Annotated in this window: 23 protein-coding genes, 1 rRNA gene and 2 other annotated features; all 24 genes read left to right on the top strand. The window is 42.9% G+C overall.

The window, feature by feature from the left end; translation table 11 throughout:
• Window positions 1–89: 89 nt before the first annotated feature.
• Window positions 90–205, top strand: a 5S ribosomal RNA gene (gene rrf, locus ACFO3D_RS16035).
• Between the two features lie 261 nt (window positions 206–466).
• The gene (locus ACFO3D_RS16030; RefSeq protein WP_390298385.1) at window positions 467–1,165 is read left to right on the top strand and encodes an MgtC/SapB family protein; all 699 of its coding nucleotides are present in this window, start codon (window positions 467–469) and stop codon (window positions 1,163–1,165) included.
• A 224-nt stretch (window positions 1,166–1,389) separates the two neighbouring features.
• Window positions 1,390–1,857: a CtsR family transcriptional regulator gene (locus ACFO3D_RS16025; RefSeq protein ID WP_390298382.1), complete on the top strand. Its 468-nt coding sequence runs from the start codon at window positions 1,390–1,392 to the stop codon at window positions 1,855–1,857.
• A gap of 16 nt (window positions 1,858–1,873) precedes the next feature.
• Window positions 1,874–2,413, top strand: coding sequence for a UvrB/UvrC motif-containing protein (locus tag ACFO3D_RS16020; protein ID WP_390298379.1), 540 nt, complete (start codon window positions 1,874–1,876; stop codon window positions 2,411–2,413).
• Window positions 2,410–3,477, top strand: coding sequence for a protein arginine kinase (locus ACFO3D_RS16015; RefSeq protein ID WP_390298376.1), 1,068 nt, complete (start codon window positions 2,410–2,412; stop codon window positions 3,475–3,477). Before ACFO3D_RS16020 ends, ACFO3D_RS16015 begins: the two co-directional genes overlap by 4 nt.
• 11 nt (window positions 3,478–3,488) lie before the next feature.
• Window positions 3,489–5,921, top strand: a complete 2,433-nt coding sequence (gene clpC / locus ACFO3D_RS16010; protein WP_390298373.1) for an ATP-dependent protease ATP-binding subunit ClpC — start codon at window positions 3,489–3,491, stop codon at window positions 5,919–5,921.
• Window positions 5,922–6,304: 383 nt separating this feature from the next.
• Window positions 6,305–7,687: a DNA repair protein RadA gene (radA, locus tag ACFO3D_RS16005; protein ID WP_390298370.1), complete on the top strand. Its 1,383-nt coding sequence runs from the start codon at window positions 6,305–6,307 to the stop codon at window positions 7,685–7,687.
• A 257-nt stretch (window positions 7,688–7,944) separates the two neighbouring features.
• Window positions 7,945–9,042 (top strand): PIN/TRAM domain-containing protein, encoded by a 1,098-nt coding sequence (locus ACFO3D_RS16000; RefSeq protein ID WP_390298367.1) that lies wholly within the window; start codon window positions 7,945–7,947, stop codon window positions 9,040–9,042.
• Window positions 9,043–9,318: 276 nt separating this feature from the next.
• On the top strand, window positions 9,319–10,788 hold the full coding sequence (gene gltX, locus ACFO3D_RS15995) for a glutamate--tRNA ligase (protein ID WP_390298364.1): 1,470 nt from the start codon (window positions 9,319–9,321) through the stop codon (window positions 10,786–10,788).
• 42 nt (window positions 10,789–10,830) lie between these two features.
• Window positions 10,831–11,042: a binding site (T-box leader), on the top strand.
• 302 nt (window positions 11,043–11,344) lie between these two features.
• Window positions 11,345–12,013: a serine O-acetyltransferase gene (cysE, locus tag ACFO3D_RS15990; protein WP_390298362.1), complete on the top strand. Its 669-nt coding sequence runs from the start codon at window positions 11,345–11,347 to the stop codon at window positions 12,011–12,013.
• A complete protein-coding gene (cysS, locus tag ACFO3D_RS15985; RefSeq protein WP_390298359.1) occupies window positions 11,994–13,406 on the top strand; it encodes a cysteine--tRNA ligase in 1,413 nt (470 codons plus the stop codon). Before cysE ends, cysS begins: the two co-directional genes overlap by 20 nt.
• On the top strand, window positions 13,396–13,794 hold the full coding sequence (locus tag ACFO3D_RS15980; protein ID WP_390298356.1) for a Mini-ribonuclease 3: 399 nt from the start codon (window positions 13,396–13,398) through the stop codon (window positions 13,792–13,794). Before cysS ends, ACFO3D_RS15980 begins: the two co-directional genes overlap by 11 nt.
• A 2-nt stretch (window positions 13,795–13,796) precedes the next feature.
• Complete coding sequence (gene rlmB, locus ACFO3D_RS15975; RefSeq protein ID WP_390298353.1) at window positions 13,797–14,540, top strand: 23S rRNA (guanosine(2251)-2'-O)-methyltransferase RlmB; 744 nt, start codon at window positions 13,797–13,799, stop codon at window positions 14,538–14,540.
• Window positions 14,533–15,054, top strand: a complete 522-nt coding sequence (locus ACFO3D_RS15970) for an NYN domain-containing protein (protein ID WP_390298348.1) — start codon at window positions 14,533–14,535, stop codon at window positions 15,052–15,054. Before rlmB ends, ACFO3D_RS15970 begins: the two co-directional genes overlap by 8 nt.
• Before the next feature lie 170 nt (window positions 15,055–15,224).
• Window positions 15,225–15,875 (top strand): RNA polymerase sporulation sigma factor SigH, encoded by a 651-nt coding sequence (gene sigH, locus ACFO3D_RS15965; RefSeq protein WP_390298345.1) that lies wholly within the window; start codon window positions 15,225–15,227, stop codon window positions 15,873–15,875.
• A gap of 71 nt (window positions 15,876–15,946) precedes the next feature.
• Window positions 15,947–16,096: a 50S ribosomal protein L33 gene (rpmG, locus tag ACFO3D_RS15960; RefSeq protein ID WP_390298342.1), complete on the top strand. Its 150-nt coding sequence runs from the start codon at window positions 15,947–15,949 to the stop codon at window positions 16,094–16,096.
• Between the two features lie 33 nt (window positions 16,097–16,129).
• Entirely contained in the window at window positions 16,130–16,306 is a 177-nt protein-coding gene (gene secE / locus ACFO3D_RS15955) for a preprotein translocase subunit SecE (RefSeq protein WP_390298339.1), read from the top strand.
• Between the two features lie 166 nt (window positions 16,307–16,472).
• The gene (nusG, locus tag ACFO3D_RS15950; protein ID WP_390298336.1) at window positions 16,473–17,006 is read left to right on the top strand and encodes a transcription termination/antitermination protein NusG; all 534 of its coding nucleotides are present in this window, start codon (window positions 16,473–16,475) and stop codon (window positions 17,004–17,006) included.
• An 881-nt stretch (window positions 17,007–17,887) separates the two neighbouring features.
• On the top strand, window positions 17,888–18,313 hold the full coding sequence (gene rplK, locus ACFO3D_RS15945; protein ID WP_390298333.1) for a 50S ribosomal protein L11: 426 nt from the start codon (window positions 17,888–17,890) through the stop codon (window positions 18,311–18,313).
• Window positions 18,314–18,520: 207 nt separating this feature from the next.
• Complete coding sequence (rplA, locus tag ACFO3D_RS15940; protein WP_390298330.1) at window positions 18,521–19,213, top strand: 50S ribosomal protein L1; 693 nt, start codon at window positions 18,521–18,523, stop codon at window positions 19,211–19,213.
• 73 nt (window positions 19,214–19,286) lie between these two features.
• Window positions 19,287–19,436: a sequence feature (ribosomal protein L10 leader region), on the top strand.
• Between the two features lie 58 nt (window positions 19,437–19,494).
• A complete protein-coding gene (gene rplJ / locus ACFO3D_RS15935) occupies window positions 19,495–20,004 on the top strand; it encodes a 50S ribosomal protein L10 (protein ID WP_390298327.1) in 510 nt (169 codons plus the stop codon).
• Between the two features lie 64 nt (window positions 20,005–20,068).
• Window positions 20,069–20,431: a 50S ribosomal protein L7/L12 gene (gene rplL, locus ACFO3D_RS15930; RefSeq protein ID WP_390298324.1), complete on the top strand. Its 363-nt coding sequence runs from the start codon at window positions 20,069–20,071 to the stop codon at window positions 20,429–20,431.
• 85 nt (window positions 20,432–20,516) lie between these two features.
• The gene (locus ACFO3D_RS15925; RefSeq protein WP_390298321.1) at window positions 20,517–21,119 is read left to right on the top strand and encodes a class I SAM-dependent methyltransferase; all 603 of its coding nucleotides are present in this window, start codon (window positions 20,517–20,519) and stop codon (window positions 21,117–21,119) included.
• A 436-nt stretch (window positions 21,120–21,555) separates the two neighbouring features.
• Window positions 21,556–25,086 (top strand): DNA-directed RNA polymerase subunit beta, encoded by a 3,531-nt coding sequence (gene rpoB, locus ACFO3D_RS15920; protein WP_390298318.1) that lies wholly within the window; start codon window positions 21,556–21,558, stop codon window positions 25,084–25,086.
• The last annotated feature ends 61 nt before the right edge of the window (window positions 25,087–25,147 follow it).

Here is a 25,147-nt window from a genome sequence, read left to right as displayed (position 1 = left end):
GATACTAATAGATCGAGGACTTAACTAAATCTTTACCTGATGTCATGCGAGGCTCTTATTTAGTTTTCAGGGTGCAAACCCATAGAAGGTCTGGTAGTAATAGCGGAGAGGTCACACCTGTTCCCATGCCGAACACAGAAGTTAAGCTCTCCAGCGCCGATGGTAGTTGGGGCTTTGCCCCTGCAAGAGTAGGACGCTGCCAGGCGAAAAAGTCAGGATACAAAAAATGTATCCTGACTTTTTTTGTAAAAATGGGTATATAAAAATAGAGTATTCTTCCGCGTCTTATGAGTCCAGTTTTCTTCACTTAATTCCAATTTCATTAAAGAGTACCTTCTAAATATGGTTGCATTGCAATCCGTAAACCGTCTCGCCCAACTTAAAAAGAAATACTATTACCACCAAGGAATTTAGTTTAGAATTAAAGGATATATATAAATAAGAGTCAACGTTAGGGGGAAGTGGTATGATTGAATATATTGACCAGGTTTTTGGAGAAAACTTTTCAATAATAATGTTGCGGGTATTGGTCGCTCTGGTATTATCAGGGTTGATTGGATTTGAACGTGAAATAAAAAATCACTCAGCCGGGTTTCGGACGCATATAATTGTCGGTGTTGGGTCATGTCTAATGATGCTCTTATCCTTATATGGCTTTGAAGAATTGATTAACGAATATGATAATATTCGGTTCGACCCAGCGAGAATTCCATCTTATGTTATAAGTGGGATCGGCTTTCTTGGTGCAGGCACCATTATTGTAAACGGAATGACAATTCGTGGATTAACAACTGCGGCATCAATATGGACTACGGCTGGTCTTGGACTGGTTGTAGGCGCAGGGATGTATGCTCCAGCAGTGTTTACTACGCTGATCATTCTGCTGAGCCTTGTATTCCTGAATAATTTTGAGGAGAAGCTCACCAAAGGCCGTTCATCCTATTTGATTGAGATAGTCGCTTTACCCGGATTGAAAATCAATAGCATTGTTTCCGTGCTGGAAAAACATGAAGTAATTATCAAGGATGTGGAAATTGAACGGGCTGAGGGAGATAACCGGAATATCTATATAAAACTTGACCGAAATTCAGAATTTGACCGGGTTGCATTATTTGCAGAGATAGCCAGAGTAGACCAGGTAAAGAATATTGTAGAACGAAATTAAAGTCTTCCCATTTGGGGGGGCTTTTTATTTGTGTAAAAGCTTTGCAAACATTTTCACGTTTCTTTTAGAACTTACTTGTCTAAAATAGTTATAGTACATTGTGTTTGCATCTCGGCTATTTTTACGTATAATAAAAGTATAGTCAAAGATAGTCAAAGTCAAAACATAAAATAATATTGGTAGAGGTAAATGGTCCAGCTCATACGATTAGAGGAGGAGGGCAAATGAGTAACATCTCAGATATAATCGAACAGCATTTGAAAAAAGTTCTAGAGGCAGCACGTCAGGATGCCATAGAAATAAAACGGAGTGAAATTGCCGATCAGTTTCAATGCGTACCATCGCAGATTAACTACGTGATTAATACCCGCTTTACTGTGGAAAAGGGATATATAGTGGAGAGTAAACGTGGTGGTGGTGGATATATTCGAATCATGCGGATAAAACACCAGGATAAATCCGAACTCATTGATGAAATCATTGAAATGATTAACCCCAAAGTAACACAGCATGCAGCGGTGGATGTACTGGAAAGGTTGCTGGAGGAAGAACTGATTACCGAACGGGAAGCCAAAATAATGCTGAGTGCTATTGGCAGAAGTACACTAGCATTCCAGCTCCCGTTAAGGGATGAAGTTCGTGCCAGGGTCCTGACTGCGATGCTTTCAACCTTGAAATATTTGACCAAGTAAAAGGGGGAGAGAATAAATGGAATGCCAGGAATGCCATAAGCGGCCGGCTACTGTGCACTTCACACAAGTAATCAATGGTAATAAAAGGGAAGTACATGTGTGTGAGGTATGTTCAAAAGAGAAAGGTTATATGTCATATCCTGAAGAGGGATTTGCATTTCATAACTTATTATCTGGACTTTTCAATTTTGATGCTTCTTCCGTGGAAGGAAAACAGGCAAGCGGGTCCTATCAACAGACACAGGAACTCCAGTGCTCTCATTGCGGAATGACATATTCTGCTTTTAAGCGTGCAGGAAAGTTTGGATGTGCAGAATGCTATCGGACTTTTTCCAATCGTTTGGACCCTATTTTTCGCAGGGTGCATAGCGGTAATACGAAGCACCAGGGGAGAATTCCGGCAAGAAAAGGCGGAGACCTTCACCTTAAAAAGCAGGTTGAGACTTATAAGAGTAAGTTACAGCGCTTAATTGAAAATGAGGAATTTGAAGAAGCTGCCAAAGTCAGAGATGAAATTAAAAAGCTTGATAAAGAAATGCGGGGTGAAGATAAATGACCTTACAGCATTTTATGAACGAAGCAATCAGTCCGTGGATGCGTAAAGACGGACCGGACAGTGACATTGTCCTGAGCAGCCGGATTCGACTTGCCAGGAATTTTGCGGAATTTACGTATCCTATATTGGCCAATGAAACTGATTTGCAGAAAATCAGTGAATTTATCCGGAACGAATACGAACACCAAACTTTCCAGGACTATGAAAATCTTGAATTTATACCAATAAAAAATTTAACTCCAATAGAGAAACGTGTCCTGGTCGAAAAACATCTGATCAGTCCCCATCTTGTAGAGCATGATCATTCTTCCGGAACCTTAATATCCGAAAATGAACAGGTATCCGTAATGGTGAACGAAGAGGATCATATTCGCATACAGCTATATTTTCCTGGCTTTCAAATAAACAAGGCACTGGAAAAGGCTTTTGAATTTGACGACTGGCTGGAGAAAAAAATCGATTACGCATTTGATGAGACGAGAGGATATCTGACAACCTGTCCCACCAATGTTGGTACAGGTATGCGGGCATCGGTAATGATGCATCTGCCTGCACTTGCGATGACTCAGCAGTTAAACAGGATGATTCCGGCAATTAATCAGCTCGGACTGGTAGTGCGCGGCATCTACGGCGAGGGCAGCGAAGCCATCGGTAATATATTTCAGATATCCAACCAGATTACCCTTGGCAGATCTGAAGAGGATATCGTCCAGGATCTTCAGAGTGTAGTACAGCAACTGATTGAACATGAACGCAATGCACGGGCTAGACTGATGGAACAGTCCGGGACAAAATTAGAAGACCGAATTTATCGTTCATATGGTGTTTTGGAGTACAGTCGAATCATAGAATCTAAAGAGGCAGCAAAATGTCTGTCCGATGTTCGACTTGGAATAGATTTGGGTATTATCCAGAATGTAACCCGTAATATTTTAAATGAATTAATGGTCCTGACCCAACCTGGTTTTCTGCAACAGTATGCGCAGAAAACACTGACACCTAATGAAAGGGATGTACTTAGGGCATCACTTATCCGTGAACGGCTGCAATTAGAGAATAGCTAGGAGGAAAGCATATGATGTTTGGACGTTTTACCGAAAGAGCTCAGAAAGTATTAGCTTTATCACAAGAGGAAGCAGTAAGGCTGGGTCACAATAATATAGGCACAGAACACGTATTGCTTGGACTTGTACGCGAAGGAGAAGGAATTGCCGCGAAGGCGCTTCAGTCACTAGGATTGGAAATATCCAAAATCCAGGAAGAAGTTGAGAAACTTATTGGAGTTGGCAAACAGCCTATGCAAACAATTCATTACACTCCACGAGCCAAGAAAGTGGTTGAGTTATCACAGGATGAAGCTCGTAAGCTGGGGCATTCATACGTTGGTACAGAGCATATCCTGCTTGGTCTGATCCGTGAAGGAGAAGGTGTAGCAGCTAGAGTATTGAATAACCTTGGTGTAAGCTTAAATAAAGCTCGTCAGCAGGTTTTACAGCTGCTCGGAAGCAATGAGTCACAAGCGGGAAGACAAGGCCGTGGTGGAGCCCAGGCATCAAATGCCAACACCCCAACATTGGATTCGCTAGCCCGTGATTTGACGGAAAGTGCTAAAGAAGGCAAAATTGATCCGGTTATCGGGCGCAGTCAGGAAATTGAGCGGGTGATTCAAGTATTAAGCCGCCGTACGAAAAATAACCCCGTCTTGCTTGGTGAGCCAGGTGTCGGTAAAACAGCAGTTGCTGAAGGCCTTGCCCAGCAGATTGTTAATAATGAGGTACCTGAAACGTTACGTGATAAACGTGTAATGACACTTGATATGGGGACAGTGGTAGCTGGTACTAAATATCGTGGTGAATTCGAGGACCGACTTAAAAAAGTAATGGAGGAAATCCGCCAGGCCGGGAATATAATTTTATTCATTGATGAACTTCATACATTAATCGGTGCAGGTGGCGCAGAAGGTGCAATTGATGCATCCAATATTCTTAAGCCGGCACTGGCACGTGGTGAACTGCAGTGTATCGGTGCGACCACCATGGATGAGTTCCGTAAATATATTGAAAAGGACGCAGCACTTGAACGCCGGTTCCAGCCAATCCAGGTAAATGAGCCAACCTTGGAAGAAACGGTGCAGATTCTAAGAGGTCTGCGTGACCGCTATGAGGCCCACCACCGTGTAACAATTACCGAGGAAGCGATTGATGCGGCTGCAAATCTGTCTGACCGTTATATAACCGACCGCTTCCTGCCAGATAAGGCAATCGACCTGATTGATGAAGCTGGATCCAAGGTTCGCCTGCGTTCGTATACAGTTCCACCAAACCTGAAAGAACTTGAACAAAAGCTGGAAGAAGTACGAAAAGAAAAGGACTCTGCCGTACAGAGCCAAGAGTTTGAAAAGGCTGCTTCCCTGCGTGACTCTGAACAGAGATTGCGTGAAGAAGTAGAAGAAACGAAAAATCAATGGAAAGAAAAACAGGGACAGGAGACATCGGAAGTTACGGTTGAGGATATCGCCAATGTCGTATCTGTCTGGACTGGTGTACCAGTTTCAAAGCTTACTAAGGACGAAAGTGAACGTCTGTTGAACATGGAAGATATCCTGCATAACCGCGTCATTGGTCAGCAAGAGTCCGTAAATGCTGTCGCAAAGGCAATTCGTCGTGCCCGTGCAGGGTTAAAAGACCCGAAACGTCCTATTGGTTCGTTTATTTTCCTTGGACCAACCGGTGTCGGAAAAACGGAACTCGCTCGTGCCCTTGCTGAAGCAATGTTTGCGGATGAGGATGCGATGATTCGAATAGATATGTCCGAGTACATGGAAAAACACTCTACTTCCAGACTGGTAGGTTCACCTCCAGGTTATGTCGGCTATGATGAGGGCGGACAGCTTACAGAGAAAGTACGCAGAAAGCCTTATTCTGTTGTATTGCTCGATGAGGTGGAAAAGGCGCACCCTGAAGTATTTAATATCTTACTCCAGGTATTGGAAGATGGGCGTCTGACAGATTCTAAAGGACGTGTAGTAGACTTCCGAAACACTGTGCTGATTATGACATCCAATGTCGGGGCCAGTGAGTTGAAGCGTAATAAATATGTTGGTTTCAATCTGGGTGATGAAACCCAAGATTATAAAAATATGAAATCCAAGGTTACAGAAGAGCTGAAAAAGGCATTCCGTCCAGAGTTTCTTAACCGGATTGATGAGACAATTGTTTTCCATTCACTGGAACGCAAGCATATGAAAGATATCGTAAACCTGATGATCAAGCAGCTTCAAAAGCGTTTGAAAGACCAGGATATTGAATTCACGCTGACTGATAAAGCGGTGGATAAAATTGCTGAAGAAGGATTTGATCCGGAGTATGGTGCACGTCCATTACGCCGGTCAATTCAAAAGAATATTGAAGACTTAATGTCCGAGGAATTACTGAAAGGTAAAATTGAAAAAGGCCAGAAAGTTAAAATCGGCTTAAATAATAAGGGAGAGTTCATTATCCTGCCATAGGGTCTCTCTTTGGAAAAAAGCTGGAAGGTGCTGCCTTTCAGCTTTTTTCAGAGTATAGGAAAGTATAAAATTTTGGCTCTATAAAATTCTTTGTCAGCAAGAGTCACGTCCAGATACAGCGCCCATCACCTAGTGCCCTTCCGGCCTCTACTTACGATAAGTCAACATCAATTCGCTTTGCTCATTGTGTTTCCTTTATCTCATACGATTCCGTCCAGGTCATACGGTGATAAGCAGGGCGTTTGCGCTTTTGTTCCTCACTTGAAAAATTTAGTGTGGCACAATTATGGAAAGTTTTTTAACTATTTGATAGAAACCTGTAACTTCTCCGTTATGTTTTTCGTATAGAATTAAAGATGGATAACTGAAAGGGTTGAATGGTATTGGCAAAAACGAAACGGAAGACGAAGTATGTTTGCCAGGAATGCGGCTATGAATCTGCCAAATGGCTGGGGAAGTGTCCCGGCTGTCATAACTGGAACACCCTGGTGGAAGAAATAGAGGCATCACCGTCAGGTAACCGTCATACATTAGGTGTTGGCGGGGTTAAATCATCCAGGAAACCGGAAAGCATTACAGCAATTGAATCGCAGAAGGAACCGCGAATAACAACCTCCATGAAAGAATTTAATCGTGTGCTCGGAGGCGGAGTTGTCCCGGGATCACTTGTGCTGATTGGGGGAGACCCCGGTATAGGTAAGTCAACCTTGCTATTACAGATATCGTCTCAGCTCGCAGATAAAGAATTACCGGTATTATATATTTCCGGTGAGGAATCCACCCGTCAGACAAAACTCAGGGCCGACCGGCTGGGAATTAAATCTAATCTTTTGTATGTGCTGTCGGAAACGAATTTATTAGATATAGCAAACCAGGTTGAACAAATTAAACCATCGTTTGTTGTTATTGATTCCATTCAGACGATTTTCCGTGAAGAGGTTTCCAGTGCTCCAGGAAGTGTCTCACAGGTACGCGAATGTACCAGTGAACTGATGAAAATAGCTAAAAGTAATAGTATCCCCATTTTCATTGTGGGTCACGTAACCAAAGAAGGTGCGATTGCCGGGCCACGTATGCTCGAACATATGGTTGATGCAGTGCTTTATTTTGAAGGGGAGCGGCACCATACATATCGGATCTTGCGTAGCGTTAAGAATAGGTTCGGGAGTACACATGAGATGGGAATATTTGAGATGAAAGAAGAAGGATTACGGGAGGTGATGAATCCTTCTGAGATCTTTTTGGAGGAAAGGTCACAGGGAGCTGCTGGGTCCACCGTTGTTGCGTCCATGGAAGGAACCAGACCCGTTCTTGTAGAGATTCAGGCGCTGATATCCCCGTCAAGCTTCGGAAATCCAAGGCGAATGGCAACCGGGATAGACTCCAACCGTGTACCGCTTTTGATGGCTGTACTTGAAAAGCGGGTTGGGCTAATGCTGCAGAATCAGGATGCGTATATAAAAGTTGCCGGAGGAGTAAAACTGGATGAACCAGCAATTGACCTTGCGATTGCAGTAAGTATTGCGTCAAGTTTCCGGGATCAGGCTACCCAGCCTGAAGATATTTTCATAGGGGAAGTGGGATTAACCGGGGAAATACGGCGGGTATCACGAATTGAACAGCGGGTGCAGGAAGCTGCCAAGCTTGGATTCAAGCGAGTCATCTGTCCAAGCAAGAACCTCGAAGGATGGACAGTTCCTAAATCGATTCAAGTTGTAGGGGTAAATACTGTACAGGATGCTCTCGAAGTAGGATTGGCTCGGTAAGGATGAATAATAAGTGGTTGACTGGTCATGTGTGGTTATGTTAAGATTATATGTTTACTAAATTGACTGTTTTATACAGTTGTGCTATGGTCTATTTGAAATGATATTTTTTTTTATTAGGAAAGACCTAAGTTCCTGCATCGGATTTAGGTCAGCAAGCGTTATGTAATAATCGGGTTTTCTTTTTCTAACGATAAAGTGAACAACGGATTATTTTTGGAAAAATAGGTAATAATAGGAGTTAGGAGGTGACAGTGGTGCTGAAAAAGATTGTCCATTTATTTTTTCTCATTACTGGTGGAACGATCGGGTATCTATATGTACCTGATATAGTTAATTTCATGGATTTCACAGAAGCAGACTGGGTTGCATCCCCATACGTAGGTTTAGTACTAGGTGCAATAATTTTATTTTTAATTTCTTACTGGATTGCTGATTACATTGTCGGTTTTCTAAGATGGATTGAGGAAGCGCTGATTAAAGTGCCTGTCGGTGATTTATTCTTCGGAAGTCTTGGTCTAATTATCGGTCTGGTCGTAGCGTATCTGATTAATATTCCTCTGCAGGATATTGAGATTGAGCTTGTCTCCCAGGTAATACCGCTATTTATTACGATTTTATTAGGTTATTTTGGTTTTCAGGTTGGTTTCAGACGCAGAGAGGAATTTGTCAATCTGCTTAATATCGGCCGAAAAGAGCGTGAAAAACGGGGAGGATCCGATGGGGAAACTCCAACGCAGATTCAGCCCAAAGCAAAAATTCTGGATACCAGTGTTATTATCGATGGGCGTATCGCTGACATTTGTCAGACCAGCTTTCTGGAAGGAACAATTGTGATTCCCCAGTTTGTCCTTGGTGAACTGCAGCATATTGCCGATTCATCCGATGTCCTGAAACGAAATCGTGGCCGGCGTGGTCTTGATGTACTGAACCGAATTCAAAAGGAACTTCCGGTTAACGTTGAGATTTACGAAGGTGATTTCGAGGAGATCCAAGAAGTTGACAGTAAGCTGATCAAACTGGCAAAAGTGATTAATGGAATTGTTGTTACGAATGACTTTAACCTAAACAAAGTCTGTGATCTGCAGGGTGTCCATGTGTTAAACATCAATGACCTGGCAAATGCCGTAAAACCGGTTGTGTTACCAGGTGAAGAGTTAATGGTTCAGGTGATTAAAGATGGTAAAGAGCAGAATCAAGGTATTGCATATTTAGATGATGGTACAATGATCGTCGTGGAAGAAGGACGCGATTATATTGGTAAAACAATTGAAGTACTTATTACGAGTGTGCTCCAGACATCGGCTGGCCGTATGATCTTTGCTAAACCAAAATTACTTGAAAAAGCACAGTAAAAAGGGTATAACATAAGAGGATGGGAAAGTGATAACAGAAGTGTTATCACTTTTCTTACGGAAGGAAAAGTATACACGAAAGTTATATTATGCTGAGATACCGGGTTTTCTGCTAATAAGATGAACAGAAATATAGGCAACTGGGTTATTTTCTGTAGTTTCAGCAGACAATCCGGTTTAATTATTATTTTGGCAGGCAGAGAAATTTTACGATTTCCGCCAACGCACGTGTAACTAAGGCTTAGCGATATATTTACAGAAGAAAGGGGAACCACCATGGCAAATCAGGTTCGTGTACGTTATGCGCCCAGTCCTACAGGTAATCTACACATTGGGAATGCGCGGACGGCATTATTTAATTATTTGTATGCAAGGCATTTTGACGGGAAATTTATTATTCGGACAGAGGATACCGATCAGAAAAGGAATGTGGTTGGTGGGGAAGAGAGCCAGCTGAAGTTTCTGAAATGGCTCGGAATTGATTGGGATGAAGGTGCTGATCTTGGTGGTAATTATGGACCATACCGCCAGATGGAGCGACTGGATATTTATCAAAAATATGTGGACGAGCTGCTGGAAAAAGGGCTTGCCTACAAATGCTATATGACAGAAGAAGAACTGGAACAGGAACGTGAGGAGCAGCGTGCGAAGGGAGAAGTTCCTAAATACTCCGGCGCACACAGCAATCTGAGTGATGAAGAAATCGCCAAATTTGAAGAAGAAGGCCGTCAGCCGAGTATCCGGATGCGGGTTCCTGCCAATAAGGTATATACGTTCAACGATATTGTGCGTGACAATATTTCTTTCGAATCAAGCGATTTCGGTGACTGGGTTATTGTTAAGAAAAACGGGATACCGACATACAACTTTGCCGTGGCCATTGATGACCATCTGATGGAAATCACGCACGTACTCAGAGGGGAAGAGCATATCTCCAATACGCCCAAACAGATAATGGTTTACGAAGCATTTGGCTGGGAGCCTCCACAGTTCGGTCATATGACGCTTATTCTAAATGAGGAACGTAAAAAGCTGAGTAAACGTGACGAACATATTCTGCAGTTTATTGAACAGTATCGTAATCTTGGTTATCTGCCGGAAGCACTGTTTAACTTCATTACATTGCTTGGCTGGTCACCAGTTGGCGAGGAAGAGATTTTCACCAAGGAAAAGCTGATTGAGATTTTTGACCCGGAACGTCTGTCAACTTCAGCAGCAATTTTTGATCGCCATAAGCTGAAGTGGATGAACAATGAATATATTAAAGCGGCTGATGTGAAGGATGTTATTGACCTTGCACTGCCGCATCTGATTGAAGCAGGAAAACTTCCAGAGGACATGGATGCATCAACACGTGAATGGGCTGAGAAAGTTATCGCGCTTTATCAGGAACAGCTGCGTTTCGGTGCAGAAATCGTGGAACTGACTGAGCTGTTTTTCCAGGAAGATATCAGCTATGATGAAGGGGCCATGGATATTCTGCAACAGGAGCAGGTGCCAGAAGTATTGCAAGTATTCACCGATAAACTGATTCATCTGGACGAATTCACAGGCGCTGAAATTAAAGCACAAATTAAAGCGACACAGAAAGAGACTGGACACCGCGGTAAAAAGCTGTTTATGCCAATCCGCGTGGCTACAACTGGACAGGCACATGGACCTGAACTTCAGACTGCGATTGAGCTGCTAGGCAAAGAAGTTGTCCTTTCTCGTCTTGATAAAGTGCTGAAACAAATAGGAGCGTAATGATTCACATCCCGCATAAAATGTAATATAGTATTAATACAATATAGAGCGTCGATAAGGAGAAGTAAAAAACGACAAACTTACACAGAGAGAATCACCATCGGCTGGAAGTGATTCTGAGTATCGTTTTTGAAATGCACCTTGGAGCCCGTTATGGAATAAAGTACATAACGGCGGTACTCTGCCGTTAATGGAGCCAAGTTGGGAGATAGCATCTCCAAACAGAGTGGGACCGCGCCAAAAGCGTCTCTGTGTATACCAAGCACAGGGACGCTTTTTTTTAACGTATAGAAAAGTATAAAATTTGAGGCGTTGTTCAGCTTTTGACAGGGCAAGCCACGTCTAGCTCCAGCACCCAGCAACTAGCAAACTTCACACTCCTTCACTACGATAAGTTAACATCGGCTCGTACCTCGCCGTGTTTCCTTTATCTCATTGCAGATTGCTCCAGTTTGTATGTTGCTAAACGGGCGCTTGCGCTTTTCTTACGTAAAAACAATATCACTGATAGTTGAAAGCCAGATTTCAAATATTTATATAAAGGAGGTTGGCGGTTATGGGGTTTTTTAAACGGTTAAAAGAAGATATGGATGTTGTGTTCGATCAGGACCCGGCAGCACGGACTTATTTTGAAGTGTGCCTGACGTACTCAGGACTCCATGCAATCTGGATGCACCGTATTGCACACTTTTTTTTCAAACGGCGGTTATTCTTTATTGCACGGGCAATCTCCCAGTTCAGCCGCTTTTTGACCGGAATTGAAATCCATCCTGGAGCCAAAATCGGCAGAAGGTTCTTTATTGACCATGGAATGGGAGTCGTAATAGGGGAGACATGCGAAATAGGGGATGATGTCACCGTGTTTCAAGGGGTTACATTGGGAGGGACCGGCAAGGAAAAAGGCAAGCGCCATCCTACTATTAAAAATAATGCAATGATTGCTACTGGTGCCAAGGTACTGGGTAATATAATAATAGGAGAAAGCTCAAAAGTCGGCGGTGGATCTGTCGTGCTTAAAGATGTGCCTGACCATTCCACTGTGGTAGGTGTTCCGGGACGGGTAGTTGTACAAAATGGTGAAAAAGTCCGTAAAAATCTCGACCACCATAAGCTCCCTGATCCGGTTGCAGACCGTTGTGACCTGCTCCAGAAGGAAATCGATATGTTAAGAGAAGAAATAGCCAAGCTGAAGGAAGTGAATGATCATGCCAATAACCATCTATAATACACTTACACGCGACAAAGAAGAATTTAAACCGCTTGAAGAAGGAAAAGTAAGCATGTATGTATGCGGACCAACTGTGTACAACTATATTCATATTGGAAATGCGAGGCCGGCCATTGTATTTGATAGCGTTCGGCGCTACCTTGAATACAGAGGTTACCAGGTAGACTATGTCCTTAACTTTACCGATGTTGATGATAAAATAATCAAAACCGCCAATGAATCGGGAGAAGAAGTACAGGTAATTGCAAACCGCTTTATTAATGCATATCTTGAAGACGTGGAAACCTTGGGTGTGAAGAAAGCTACCTATAATCCACGAGTGACCGAAACAATGGATGAAATCATTAGTTTCATCGACGGTTTAATTGAAAAAGGTTTTGCCTACGAAGTGGAAGGCGACGTGTATTTTAAGCCGCGGGCGTTTGAAGGATATGGGAAACTTTCACATCAGTCCATCGATGAACTTCGCTCAGGTGCCCGTATTCAGGTAGGGGAGAAAAAGGAAGATCCGCTTGATTTTGCATTATGGAAGAAAGCGAAGGAGAACGAAATCGCCTGGGACTCACCATGGGGAAGAGGGCGCCCAGGCTGGCATATCGAATGCTCGGCAATGGCAAAGAAGTACCTTGGTGAAACAATCGACATTCATGCTGGCGGGCAGGATCTTACATTTCCACACCACGAGAATGAAATTGCTCAATCTGAGGCAATGAACGGAAAGTCTTTTGCAGCGTATTGGATGCATAACGGATATATTAATATCGATAATGAGAAAATGTCCAAGTCGCTAGGAAACTTTGTACTGACTCGTGATATTCTTAAGAAACAGGATCCGGAAGTTGTTCGTTTCTTTATGCTGAGTGTCCATTACCGGAACCCGATTAATTTTACGGAAGAATTACTGGAAGGAGCGGGGAACAGTCTGGACCGTATCCGGAATGCATACCTGAACCTTGAACACCGCAAACAGTCAAGTACTAATATGGATAAAAATACAGATGAATGGCTTGAAAAAATCAGCCAGTTTAAACAGCGGTTTGAGGAAGCAATGGACGATGACTTCAATACTGCCAACGCAATTTCCGTGTTATTTGATACAACAAAAGAAGCCAACTTGTATTTGCAGGAAAAGCATACTTCACCTCAGGTTATCGAAACGTTCCAGGAGACGCTGGAAACCCTGCTTGAAGTACTTGGTATTCAAGTTGAACAGGAAGCGGAGTTACTGGATGAAGAGGTTGAAGCACTACTGAAGGAGCGGGAAGAAGCCCGTAAAAACCGGGACTTCAGCCGGGCAGACGAAATCCGGGACACCTTAAAAGACAAAGGCATTATTCTGGAAGACACCCCACAGGGCACACGTTGGAAAAGGGCCAGCAATGAGCATTGATGTTAAACAGATGAAAAGCCTGGCCCTCGCCTATATGGGCGATGCCGTATATGAGCTCCATGTACGGGAGTATTTACTAGAGAGCGGCAAGGTAAAGCCTAACCAGCTGCATCGGTCAGCGGTGTCGTTTGTCTCAGCAAAGGCTCAGGCTGCGGTGATTTTGCATTGGTTGGATAATGAAATACTCACCAAAGAGGAAGTAGCAGTTGCAAACCGCGGGAGGAACGCCAAGTCCGGCACCATCCCCAAAAATACCAGTGTTCAGACATACCGGTACAGCACTGCATTTGAAGCGGTGTTAGGATACCATTATCTTCTGAAAAACAATGATCGTTTAATGAGTTTGATTAAGGATGCTATACAGCTCAGTGAAGGGTGGCAAGGCTGAAAATGGATCAGGAAATTATCATTGGTAAAAACCCAGTTATTGAGGCGCTAAGTTCAGGCCGGTCCGTCAATAAAGTACTGGTGACCGAACAGCTTAACAGGCAGCTTTTCGGAAAACTGCAGCAGCTCAGTAAGAGTGCAGGTACAGTTATACAGAAGGTTCCGAAGAAGAAACTTGATCAGATTGCAGAAGGAAACCATCAGGGTATTATCGCTTATGTGGCTTCCTATCAGTACGCATCACTAGATGATTTGTTTCAGCGGGCGGAAGAAAAAGACGAGGCTCCATTTTTTATTATTTTGGACGAGCTTGAGGATCCACATAATCTTGGATCTATTTTACGGACATCGGATGCTGCCGGGGTACATGGTGTAATTATTCCGAAGCGGCGTTCAGTTGGACTGACGGCAACAGTAGCCAAAACAGCTGCAGGAGCGCTCGAACATATCCCTGTTACACGGGTGACCAATATTGCTCAGACTATAGAAGAATTGAAGTCCCGGCAGGTATGGATAGTTGGAACGGCAGCAGATGGCACGGAAGACTATCGAGCCCTTGATGGAACCATACCGATTGCTCTAGTAATCGGAAATGAGGGAAAAGGAATAAGCCGTCTCGTGAAAAAGAACTGTGACTGGACCGTGAGCCTTCCCATGACTGGACATGTATCCTCCCTTAATGCCTCGGTTGCATGTGGCCTTCTTTTGTATGAAGTTTACCGGAAAAGGTTCCCGCTCGTTGAGTGACCACCATTTCATTCTCGTAGTTGATGGTTACAACATCATCGGGGCATGGGATGAACTACAACGGTTGAAGGAAAAAGATATAGGACAGGCACGTGACAGGTTAATCGATCAGATGGCGGAGTATCAGGCGTACTCTGGATTCCGGGTAATTGTAGTATTTGACGCTTATTATGTTAAAGGGATTGAAAGCAAGCATAAGGCTTCAAAAGTGGAAGTTATTTATACAAGGGAACATGAAACCGCGGACGAGTGTATAGAAAAGCTGGTAAAAGACTTAAAGAATGTAAAAACCCAGGTGTATGTGGCTACCTCTGATTATGCGGAACAACGAACAATATTTGGTCGCGGAGCATTAAGGAAGTCGGCTAGAGAATTACTTATCGAACTGAATGATATCCACCGGGAAATTAAAGCAAGTGTTGAAATTCATAAAAAGGCAAGACCCAAGTTGAAAATTCCTTTAAAAGATGAAGTTTTGGAAAAATTTGAGAAGTGGCGAAGGGGAGACAAATAGAGTCTTCTCTTGGTCAAAACCCTTGTCCTATATACGGTTGAGCGTTTAAACTCTATCTTCAGACTGCGAAGAACCGGGGTTTTAGAAGATTATGCTCTATTGACGGTTGTAAAGCGCTTACTGTATAATACGTTTAAATTGACTGCAGTGTAGTCGGGGGGTCTTACTTGATGTATGTCAAGCTAGCAGAGACAGATGAACAAAACTTGGAAATGCTTGATGACGATCAAATTATTCGTTTAATCCATGATGATAACAGTCAGGCGCTTGATTTTTTAATAAATAAATACATTAATTTCGTACGCGCCAAGGCAAGGACATACTTTATCATCGGGGCGGATAAAGAGGATATCATTCAGGAAGGTATGATTGGGCTGTATAAAGCTATCCGTGATTATGACGGGGAAAAGCTTTCATCCTTCAAAGCATTTGCAGAGTTATGTGTAACCCGCCAGATTATCACTGCCATCAAAACGGCTACCCGACAGAAACACATACCGCTTAATTCGTATGTGTCATTGGACAAGCCCATATATGAAGAAGAGTCTGATCGCACTTTGCTTGACGTTATTGCTGGCTCAAAGGCGATAGATCCACAGGAGTTACTACTGAACCGGGAAAAATTCGGTGATATGGAACTTAAATTATCTGAATTATTGAGCGAGTTAGAAAAGAAAGTCTTGCATCTCTATCTTGATGGGCGAACCTATCAGGAAATCTCGGTAGAATTAAAACGCCATGTCAAATCTATCGATAATGCCCTTCAGCGGGTAAAAAGAAAGCTTGAGCAACTGCTGGAGTCAAGCGAAGTAAGCATTTGATAGCCGTTGACACTTCAGGGTAACCATGCTACATTTATAAGAGTGAGAAAAACCCTTTATGGGGTGATAAGATGAATAAAAAAGTAATTCTAGCGTGTGCAATCTGTTCTAGCAGAAATTATACTACCAGCAAAAATGTATCCACACAACCTACACGACTTGAAGTGAAAAAATACTGCAAAACATGTGGGAAACATACATTGCACCGTGAGACTAAATAAAGCATTCTTCGGTTAGAGTTTGGGGGTACAGGCATGAATCTAGTGAAATTTTTTAAGAACGTATCTAGAGAAATGAAAAAAGTCAGCTGGCCTAAAGGCCGGGAACTGACAAGCTATACGATTACAGTAATAGCAACTGTGGCGTTTGTAGCAGTGTTTTTTGCACTTGTTGATTTAGGGATAACACAAATTTTAAATTCGCTATTTTAAATCTTAATTATACTTGAATAAATAAACAGTTTTTATGCTATAATGAGATATAATATTTCGATTAAAAAACCCGGCGACGGGTTTTTTAATATGGCGGAAATTCCTAATGGAAATAGAAACTTACCTTAGTAAGGGAGGGAAGGACAAATAATTTTGTCCTGAATAAATGGAAAAGAACTGGTACGTGATTCATACTTACTCCGGGTATGAAAACAAAGTGAAAACTAATCTGGAGAAGCGCGTGGAGACAATGGGGATGGATGACAAGATATTCCGTGTTATAGTTCCGGAAGATGAAGAAACAGAAATCAAGAATGGTAAGAAAAAAGTCTCTATGAAAAAATCTTTCCCGGGATATGTCCTTGCGGAAATGGTTATGACCGATGATTCCTGGTATGTTGTCCGTAATACTCCTGGTGTAACCGGGTTTGTTGGTTCAAGTGGACATGGGACCAAGCCGACTGCCTTGCTTCCTGAAGAAGTGGATGCGGTGTTGAAACGTATGGGGGTATCAGAACCGACAACTCAAATAGACTTTGAGCTTAAGGAAAACGTTCGGGTAAACGATGGTCCTTTCACCAACTTCACTGGATCAATTGAACATATTGATTTGGACAAGCAGAAGGTAAAAGTGCATGTTAATATGTTTGGCCGGGAAACACCTGTTGAACTCGAATTCTCTCAGATAGAGAAGCTCTAACCTAACCAATAGGCTATAGTCTTTATCAAGAATAACTGGTTTAAGAGACTGGGACATAACCAAGACTTTGCCATCTAGAGACGAACGAGTTTGGATGGAAATCTTATAATATTACCCTTTTATAGTTAGATCTTATTTCAAAGTTGATATAAACTGCGACATAGCTAGCTATGTTGATTTTCGCTTCGCGCAGTCGCTTTCCGCGGGCAACGCTTCAACTTCCTCGGAAGAAGACCACTTCCTGCGGGATTTTCAGCTGTTGCTTTTCCCGCAGGAGTCGACTACTCTACGCTCCAATCAACGCCAAGTTAGCGAAGGAGATTTATGTAGAATTCAGTACAAGCCTATTGGAATCATGTTCAAACCCTTATAAGTTTTTGGACAACAAGCGTAAGCAATACGCGTAGACTCCTGTGGAAAAACGAGCCTAAGAGACCCCGCAGTGAGCGATTTTTGCGAACGAGGAGGCTCGTGGTGAGTCCAACGGCAAAGGAGACACTACGAAAGCGAACGGCGTGAGCTTGAGTAGATGTCGCACTTGCACCCGGAGTGGTGAAAGCGAAGTGTATTGCTGTAGCGGTTACCTAACATTTCCTAAATTCACTACTTCGCAGTTTATAGATTCTACGAAGGCAACCTAAGAATATGGAAGGTAGTTCTGATTATTTTACGAGTTGTACACTTTTGGCCCAGCCTCAATGAATACAGCGTAGAAATTGGCAACATGTAAATCGATTCACAACAAAAACTTGCAAAGTTATATATTTCATGCTAAAATTCTTTTGTTATTTATGTCCTCGAAATAAGAGGAAAATGGCTAATAATGAGTGGGAGGGGTAATCCCCTATTACCACATCACGGACTTTAAGGAGGTGTGTCTCGTGGCTAAAAAAGTAATTAAGGTTGTTAAATTGCAAATCCCAGCTGGGAAAGCAAACCCTGCACCGCCAGTAGGACCTGCATTGGGTCAGGCCGGCGTTAACATTATGGGATTCTGTAAAGAATTTAACGCACGCACGCAAGATCAGGCTGGTATGATCATTCCGGTTGAAATCTCAGTTTTTGAGGACCGTTCATTTACGTTTATCACAAAAACTCCACCTGCAGCTGTACTTCTTAAGAAAGCAGCAGGAATCGATACTGCTTCAGGTGAACCAAACCGAAATAAAGTAGCTACCATCAAGCGTGATAAAGTTAAAGAAATCGCAGAAACCAAAATGCCTGATTTAAATGCTGCTGATGTAGATGCAGCTATGCGCATGGTTGAAGGAACTGCACGCAGTATGGGCATCACTATTGAAGACTAATGCTTAGTGATTTTTAAAACTGTACAGGTTGCGGAAAATGCCATTTCCCGCAACCTTTTTAGAGAAAAGTGAAATAGAAATTATGAATGCCACTGTGGCATTTATACTATATGCTTATGCTCTTACGCTAGGCTTTATAAAGGCGGACGAAGCCTTTATAAGTGGGAGGTCTTACCGCTATAAACCACAACCCAAGGAGGAAACAAAATGGCTAAAAAGAGTAAAAGGTATCAAGAAGCTACTAAGCTTGTTGATCGTTCAAAATCATATGAAATCGAAGAAGCTATTTCATTGCTGAAAGAAACAGCAAAAGCAAACTTTGATGAAACTGTAGAAGCTGCATTCCGTCTGGGCGTTGACCCTAAGAAAGCAGACCAGCAAATCCGCGGAGCAATGGTTCTTCCGCATGGTACTGGTAAAACACAGCGCGTTCTAGTATTCGCAAAAGGCGATAAAGTAAAAGAAGCTGAAGAAGCTGGCGCAGATTATGTAGGAGATCAGGATCTTATTAATAAAATCAACCAGGGATGGTTTGATTTTGACGTAATCGTTGCTACTCCTGACATGATGGCTGAAGTCGGTAAATTAGGGCGGGTACTCGGACCAAAAGGTCTTATGCCTAACCCGAAAACTGGTACAGTGACATTCGAAGTTGAAAAAGCTGTTAAAGATATCAAAGCTGGTAAAGTTGAATACCGCGTAGATAAATCAGCAAACATTCACGTACCAATCGGTAAAATTTCATTTGATAATGAAAAACTGGTTGAAAACTTTGCATCTCTGACTGAAACACTTGTAAAAGTAAAACCTCAGGCAGCAAAAGGTGTTTATATGCGTAATGTTTCTGTTACTTCAACAATGGGACCTGGAATCAAAGTTGATGTTTCCAACTACCGTTAATTTTTCTATCTGATTGGATTTACAGAATGTCCTTGACTTTTTGATAATCATCGGATATACTAATTCTCGTTGAAAAAATAAATACGTTGTACCGTAGACAGTAGGTGCGAGCAATCGCTTAATTTCCTGCCGAGGTGTTAAAAGCAGATTGGATAACCCATAGCGGTTGATAATTTTGTAATAATAGCCTCCATGTCTACATGGGGGCTTTACTTATTATATGAGTCCTGCGCTTTTCGGAGTCCGGTATAATGAACGTTAAACTAACAGGAGGTGGAACAATGTCAAACAGCACTATTATTGAGCAAAAGAAGCAGCTCGTACAAGAGATTGCTGACAAATTCCGTAATAGCCAGTCTACACTTCTGGTTGATTACCGTGGGCTTGATGTTGCTGAAGTAACCGAACTGCGTAAGCAGCTTCGTGAAGCTGGCGTTGAATTCAAGGTCTACAAAAACTCAATGGCACGCCGTGCGGTTGAGGAAGTAGAGTACAATGAACTGTCCGAAAACCTGGTTGGACCTACCGCTATCGCATTCAGTAATGAAGACGTAGTGGCACCGGCCAAAATTTTGAACAACTTCGCAAAAGAGCATGAAGCACTTGAAATCAAAGGCGGCGTAATCGAAGGAAACGTTGCAAGTCTTGAACAGATAAAAGAGCTTGCAGATCTCCCAAATTACGAAGGTATGGTATCCATGCTGCTTAGCGTGCTTCAAGCACCAGTACGGAACTTTGCATACGCTGCAAAAGCTATTGCAGAACAAAAAGAAGAAGAGCAAGGTGCGTAAGCTGCCGATTCTGGCAAGTTAGCACATCGATAATAATTAATTAAAAAAACGGAGGAATATAATCATGACTAAAGAACAAATCATTGACGCGATTAAAGAAATGTCTGTTCTGGATCTTAACGATCTAGTAAAAGCTATTGAAGAAGAATTTGGTGTAACTGCTGCAGCACCAGTTGCTGTTGCTGGCGGAGGCGGCGGAGAAGCTGCTGAAGAGCAAACTGAATTTGATGTAGTACTTGAAAGTGCTGGAGCATCAAAAATTAAAGTAGTTAAAGCAGTACGTGAAATCACTGGTCTTGGTCTTAAAGACGCTAAAGATCTTGTAGATAACGCTCCAAAAGCAATCAAAGAAGGCGTTTCTAAAGACGAAGCTGAAGAAGTCAAAGGCAAGCTTGAAGAAGCTGGCGCAACTGTAGAAGTTAAGTAATTTTTTATACAATAAGGAGCTCGTCGGACTACGGCGGGCTTTCTGTATTATTTCTTCATATACTACTTGCAAAGTAGGTGCCCGAATGTCAGAGCATTACTTTTCGCAGAAACCTCATTCAAAAAGTTCACCCAAGAAGTGGAGTTATCAGTTACGAGACAGAGATTATACATTTGAGAGTGATTATGGCGTTTTTTCGAAAGACGAAGTAGATTTCGGTACACGTTTACTGGTTGAGCAATTTAGGTTACCGGAAATAGAGGGAGATTTGCTGGACCTTGGATGTGGTTATGGTCCAATTGGGGTCACCCTTGCTGATTGTTTTCCGGACCGTAACGTAGTGATGGCCGATATCAATGAACGTGCAGTATCACTCGCAAAACAGAACGCAAAACATAACGATGCAACAAACGTTGAAATTGTCCAAAGTAACAGATTCAGTGCTATTTCCGAAAGATCATTTGCAGCAATTCTGACTAATCCACCAATCAGAGCTGGTAAAAAGACCGTTCATCAAATGTTTGAGGAGAGTAAAGATGCTCTCTTGCAAGGCGGTGAACTCTGGGTGGTTATTCAGAAAAAGCAGGGCGCTCCATCCGCGATGGAGAAACTGAATGATTTGTTCGGGGGAGTTGAAACAGTGGCTCGAAGCAAAGGGTACTATATTCTTCGATCGGCAAATGTTTGACCTTGCAAACCACTTGTGATAACATAGTAAAATGCTAACATGGGACTTCCTTTGTCAAGAGGAAATTTTATGTGTATGAAATGTATATTTCATTGTGAATCGGAGACACTGTTAGAATCTAAAAATAAGCAACCACGGCGTGAAGAAGGTTGTTTTTTCCAGTTGTTACTACATAACTACTGGAAGTCTGCTCTGCCGGGGGATGATAAGTGGAAGCTTGTAATAACTCCGGATTGCAAGTTTGTTCGGCATGCCTAAGAGCAGTAGTCTAGTAAATGCTGTTGTTAGCATGTGTATAATCATTATCAGATTTCAAAACAACTGATCTATCTTAACGTGTATATCAGTTTGTTTTTGCTAAATATTATTAGCCATTTTTCAAAACCGATTAGTATATCTATTCGGTGAAAAATGCTGGATTTGAGGGGTGAAGCAGTTGACAGGTCAACTAGTTCAGTATGGACGGCACCGCCAGCGCAGAAGCTATGCGCGTATCAGCGAGGTGTTAGAATTACCAAATCTTATCGAAATTCAAACCGCTTCGTATGATTGGTTCTTAGAAGAAGGTTTGAGGGAGATGTTTCAGGACATTTCACCGATTGAGGATTTCGCAGGTAACCTATCACTGGAGTTCATTGATTACAGTCTAGGAGAACCAAAGTACTCTGTGGATGAATCAAAGAACCGTGATGTAACGTATAATGCTCCACTTCGCGTGAAGGTTCGTTTGATTAACAATGAAACCGGTGAAGTGAAGGAGCAGGAAGTATTCATGGGTGATTTCCCGCTCATGACAGATACAGGTACGTTTGTAATCAATGGTGCTGAACGTGTCATTGTTTCCCAGCTTGTACGTTCACCAAGTGTTTATTATAACGAAAAGATAGACAAAAATGGCAAACGAGGCGTCACCGCTACGGTTATTCCAAACCGTGGGGCATGGCTCGAGTTTGAAACTGATGCCAAAGACGTGGCCTATGTCAGGATTGACCGGACACGTAAACTGCCTATCACAGTACTTCTGCGTGCACTAGGTTTCAGCACAGATCAGGAGATAATGGATCTTATAGGCGAAAATGAATACCTGAAGAATACGCTGGAAAAAGACAATACCGAAACAACTGACAAAGCTTTGCTAGAAATCTATGAGCGTTTGCGTCCTGGTGAACCACCTACAGTGGATAACGCAAAAAGTTTGCTTGTTTCTCGTTTCTTTGATCCAAAGCGATATGACCTGGCGCATGTTGGCCGGTATAAAATGAATAAGAAGCTTCACATTAAAAACCGCCTGTTCAACCAGGTGCTTGCTGAACCTGTTGTCGATCCTGAAACAGGGGAAGTTCTGGCAGAAAAAGGCGATAAACTGGAACGTAAATTACTTAATAAAATAATCCCTTATCTTGAAAATGATGAAGATATGGTTGGCGAAAAGGTGCTTGAGCCCCAGGAAGGTGTTCTTGAGGACCCAATTCGCTTGCAGTCCATTAAAATAGTAGACCCAACCGATCCTAGCGGAGAAAGAGAATTAAATGTTATAGGAAATGCGGCGATAGACAGAAGCGTTAAAAATATCACGCCTTCTGATATTCTATCAGCAGTAAGCTATTTCTTTAATTTACTTCATCGGGTTGGAGATACCGATGATATTGACCATTTGGGTAACCGTCGTCTCAGATCAGTAGGGGAATTGCTGCAGAATCAGTTCCGTATTGGTTTGTCCCGGATGGAGCGTGTTGTGCGTGAAAGAATGTCCATTCAGGACACTTCCAGCATTACACCACAACAGTTGATCAATATCCGGCCGGTAATTGCATCAATTAAAGAGTTTTTCGGAAGTTCTCAGCTGTCACAGTTTATGGATCAAACGAATCCATTGGCTGAACTGACGCATAAACGTCGTCTATCAGCACTTGGACCTGGTGGTCTGACGCGTGAGCGTGCCGGATTTGAGGTTCGTGACGTACACTACTCCCACTATGGGCGTATGTGTCCAATCGAAACGCCTGAGGGTCCAAACATCGGACTTATTAACTCTTTGTCAAGTTATGCAAAGGTAAATAAATTCGGGTTTATTGAAACACCGTATCGCCGTGTCGACCCTGAAACAGGGAAGGTAACCGCACAAATTGATTATCTGACAGCAGATGAAGAAGATAATTATGTTGTGGCACAAGCTAACGCCCGCCTTGATGAAGACGGAAGCTTTACCGACGAAGAAGTTATCGCCCGTTTCCGTGGTGAGAACACTATCGTCGCCCGTGAAAAAATCGACTATATGGATGTTTCGCCAAAGCAGGTAGTATCTGCTGCGACTGCTTGTATTCCGTTTTTGGAAAACGATGACTCCAACCGTGCGCTAATGGGTGCAAACATGCAACGTCAGGCTGTACCGCTTATGCAGCCGGAAGCACCATTGGTAGGAACAGGTATGGAATACGTTTCCGGAAAAGACTCCGGTGCTGCAATTATTTGCCGGTATGAAGGGGTAGTTGAACGGGTCGAGGCCAAAGAAGTACAGGTCCGTCGTATATCAGAAGTAGATGGTAAAGAGGTAAAAGGTGAATTGGACGTTTACCGTCTGCAGAAATATATCCGTTCCAACCAGGGAACATGCTATAACCAGCGTCCGATTGTCAGTGAAGGTGACCGTGTCACAAAAGGTGAAATACTTGCTGATGGTCCGTCAATGGAAAAAGGTGAACTTGCGCTTGGCCGCAACGTCCTTGTCGGCTTCATGACCTGGGAAGGTTATAACTACGAGGATGCAATTATTATGAGTGAGCGTCTTGTAAAAGACGATGTCTATACATCTATTCATATTGAAGAATATGAATCAGAGGCACGCGATACTAAACTCGGACCTGAAGAAATCACCCGTGATATTCCAAACGTGGGTGAAGAAGCACTGAAAGATCTTAACGAACAGGGGATCATCCGTGTTGGTGCAGAAGTTACCGACGGAGATATCCTAGTAGGTAAAGTAACTCCTAAAGGGGTTACGGAGCTATCAGCTGAAGAACGTCTTCTTCATGCAATATTCGGTGAGAAAGCCCGCGAAGTACGGGATACTTCACTGCGTGTGCCTCACGGAGCTGGCGGCATTGTGCTGGATGTGAAAATCTTTAACCGTGAAGATGGCGATGAACTGCCACCTGGTGTTAATGAGCTTGTACGTGTGTACATTGTTCAGAAACGTAAGATTCATGAAGGTGACAAAATGGCCGGACGTCACGGTAACAAAGGTGTTATTTCAAAAATATTACCTGAAGAGGATATGCCGTTCCTTCCAGACGGCACACCGATCGATATCATGCTTAACCCGCTAGGTGTTCCATCACGAATGAACATCGGACAGGTGTTTGAACTGCATCTTGGTATGGCTGCAAGAGCACTTGGCATACACGTTGCTTCCCCAGTATTTGATGGGGCGCGCGAGGAAGATGTTTGGGATACGCTTGAAGAGGCAGGCATGGCGAAAGATGCTAAGACAATCCTGTATGACGGAAGATCCGGGGAGCCTTTTGACAACCGTGTTTCTGTAGGTGTCATGTACATGATTAAACTTGCACACATGGTTGACGATAAGCTTCACGCACGTTCTACAGGCCCATATTCACTTGTTACACAGCAACCGCTGGGTGGTAAAGCTCAGTTCGGTGGACAGCGTTTCGGTGAAATGGAGGTTTGGGCACTTGAGGCATATGGTGCTGCATATACCCTGCAGGAAATTCTAACCGTCAAATCAGATGATATTGTCGGACGGGTAAAAACCTATGAATCAATCGTTAAAGGGGATAACGTTCCTGAACCAGGCGTTCCTGAATCATTTAAAGTACTGATTAAGGAGCTTCAGAGTCTCGGAATGGATGTTAAGATGCTGGCAGCTGACGAATCGGAAATTGAAATGCGTGAGCTGGAAGAGGAAGAAACGCAGGCTGCAAGCAAACTGAACCTGGAAGTCGATTAACGGAAGAAATGGAGATGGCTGACTCAAAAGGGTTGGCCCCTCCAATTATATAATTCTGAGT

The organism is Virgibacillus kekensis (assembly GCF_042654125.1).
Lineage (GTDB): Bacteria > Bacillota > Bacilli > Bacillales > Amphibacillaceae > Lentibacillus > Lentibacillus kekensis.
Note: the sequence above shows the minus strand (reverse complement) of the source record. Positions and strands in the feature narration are given on the sequence as shown.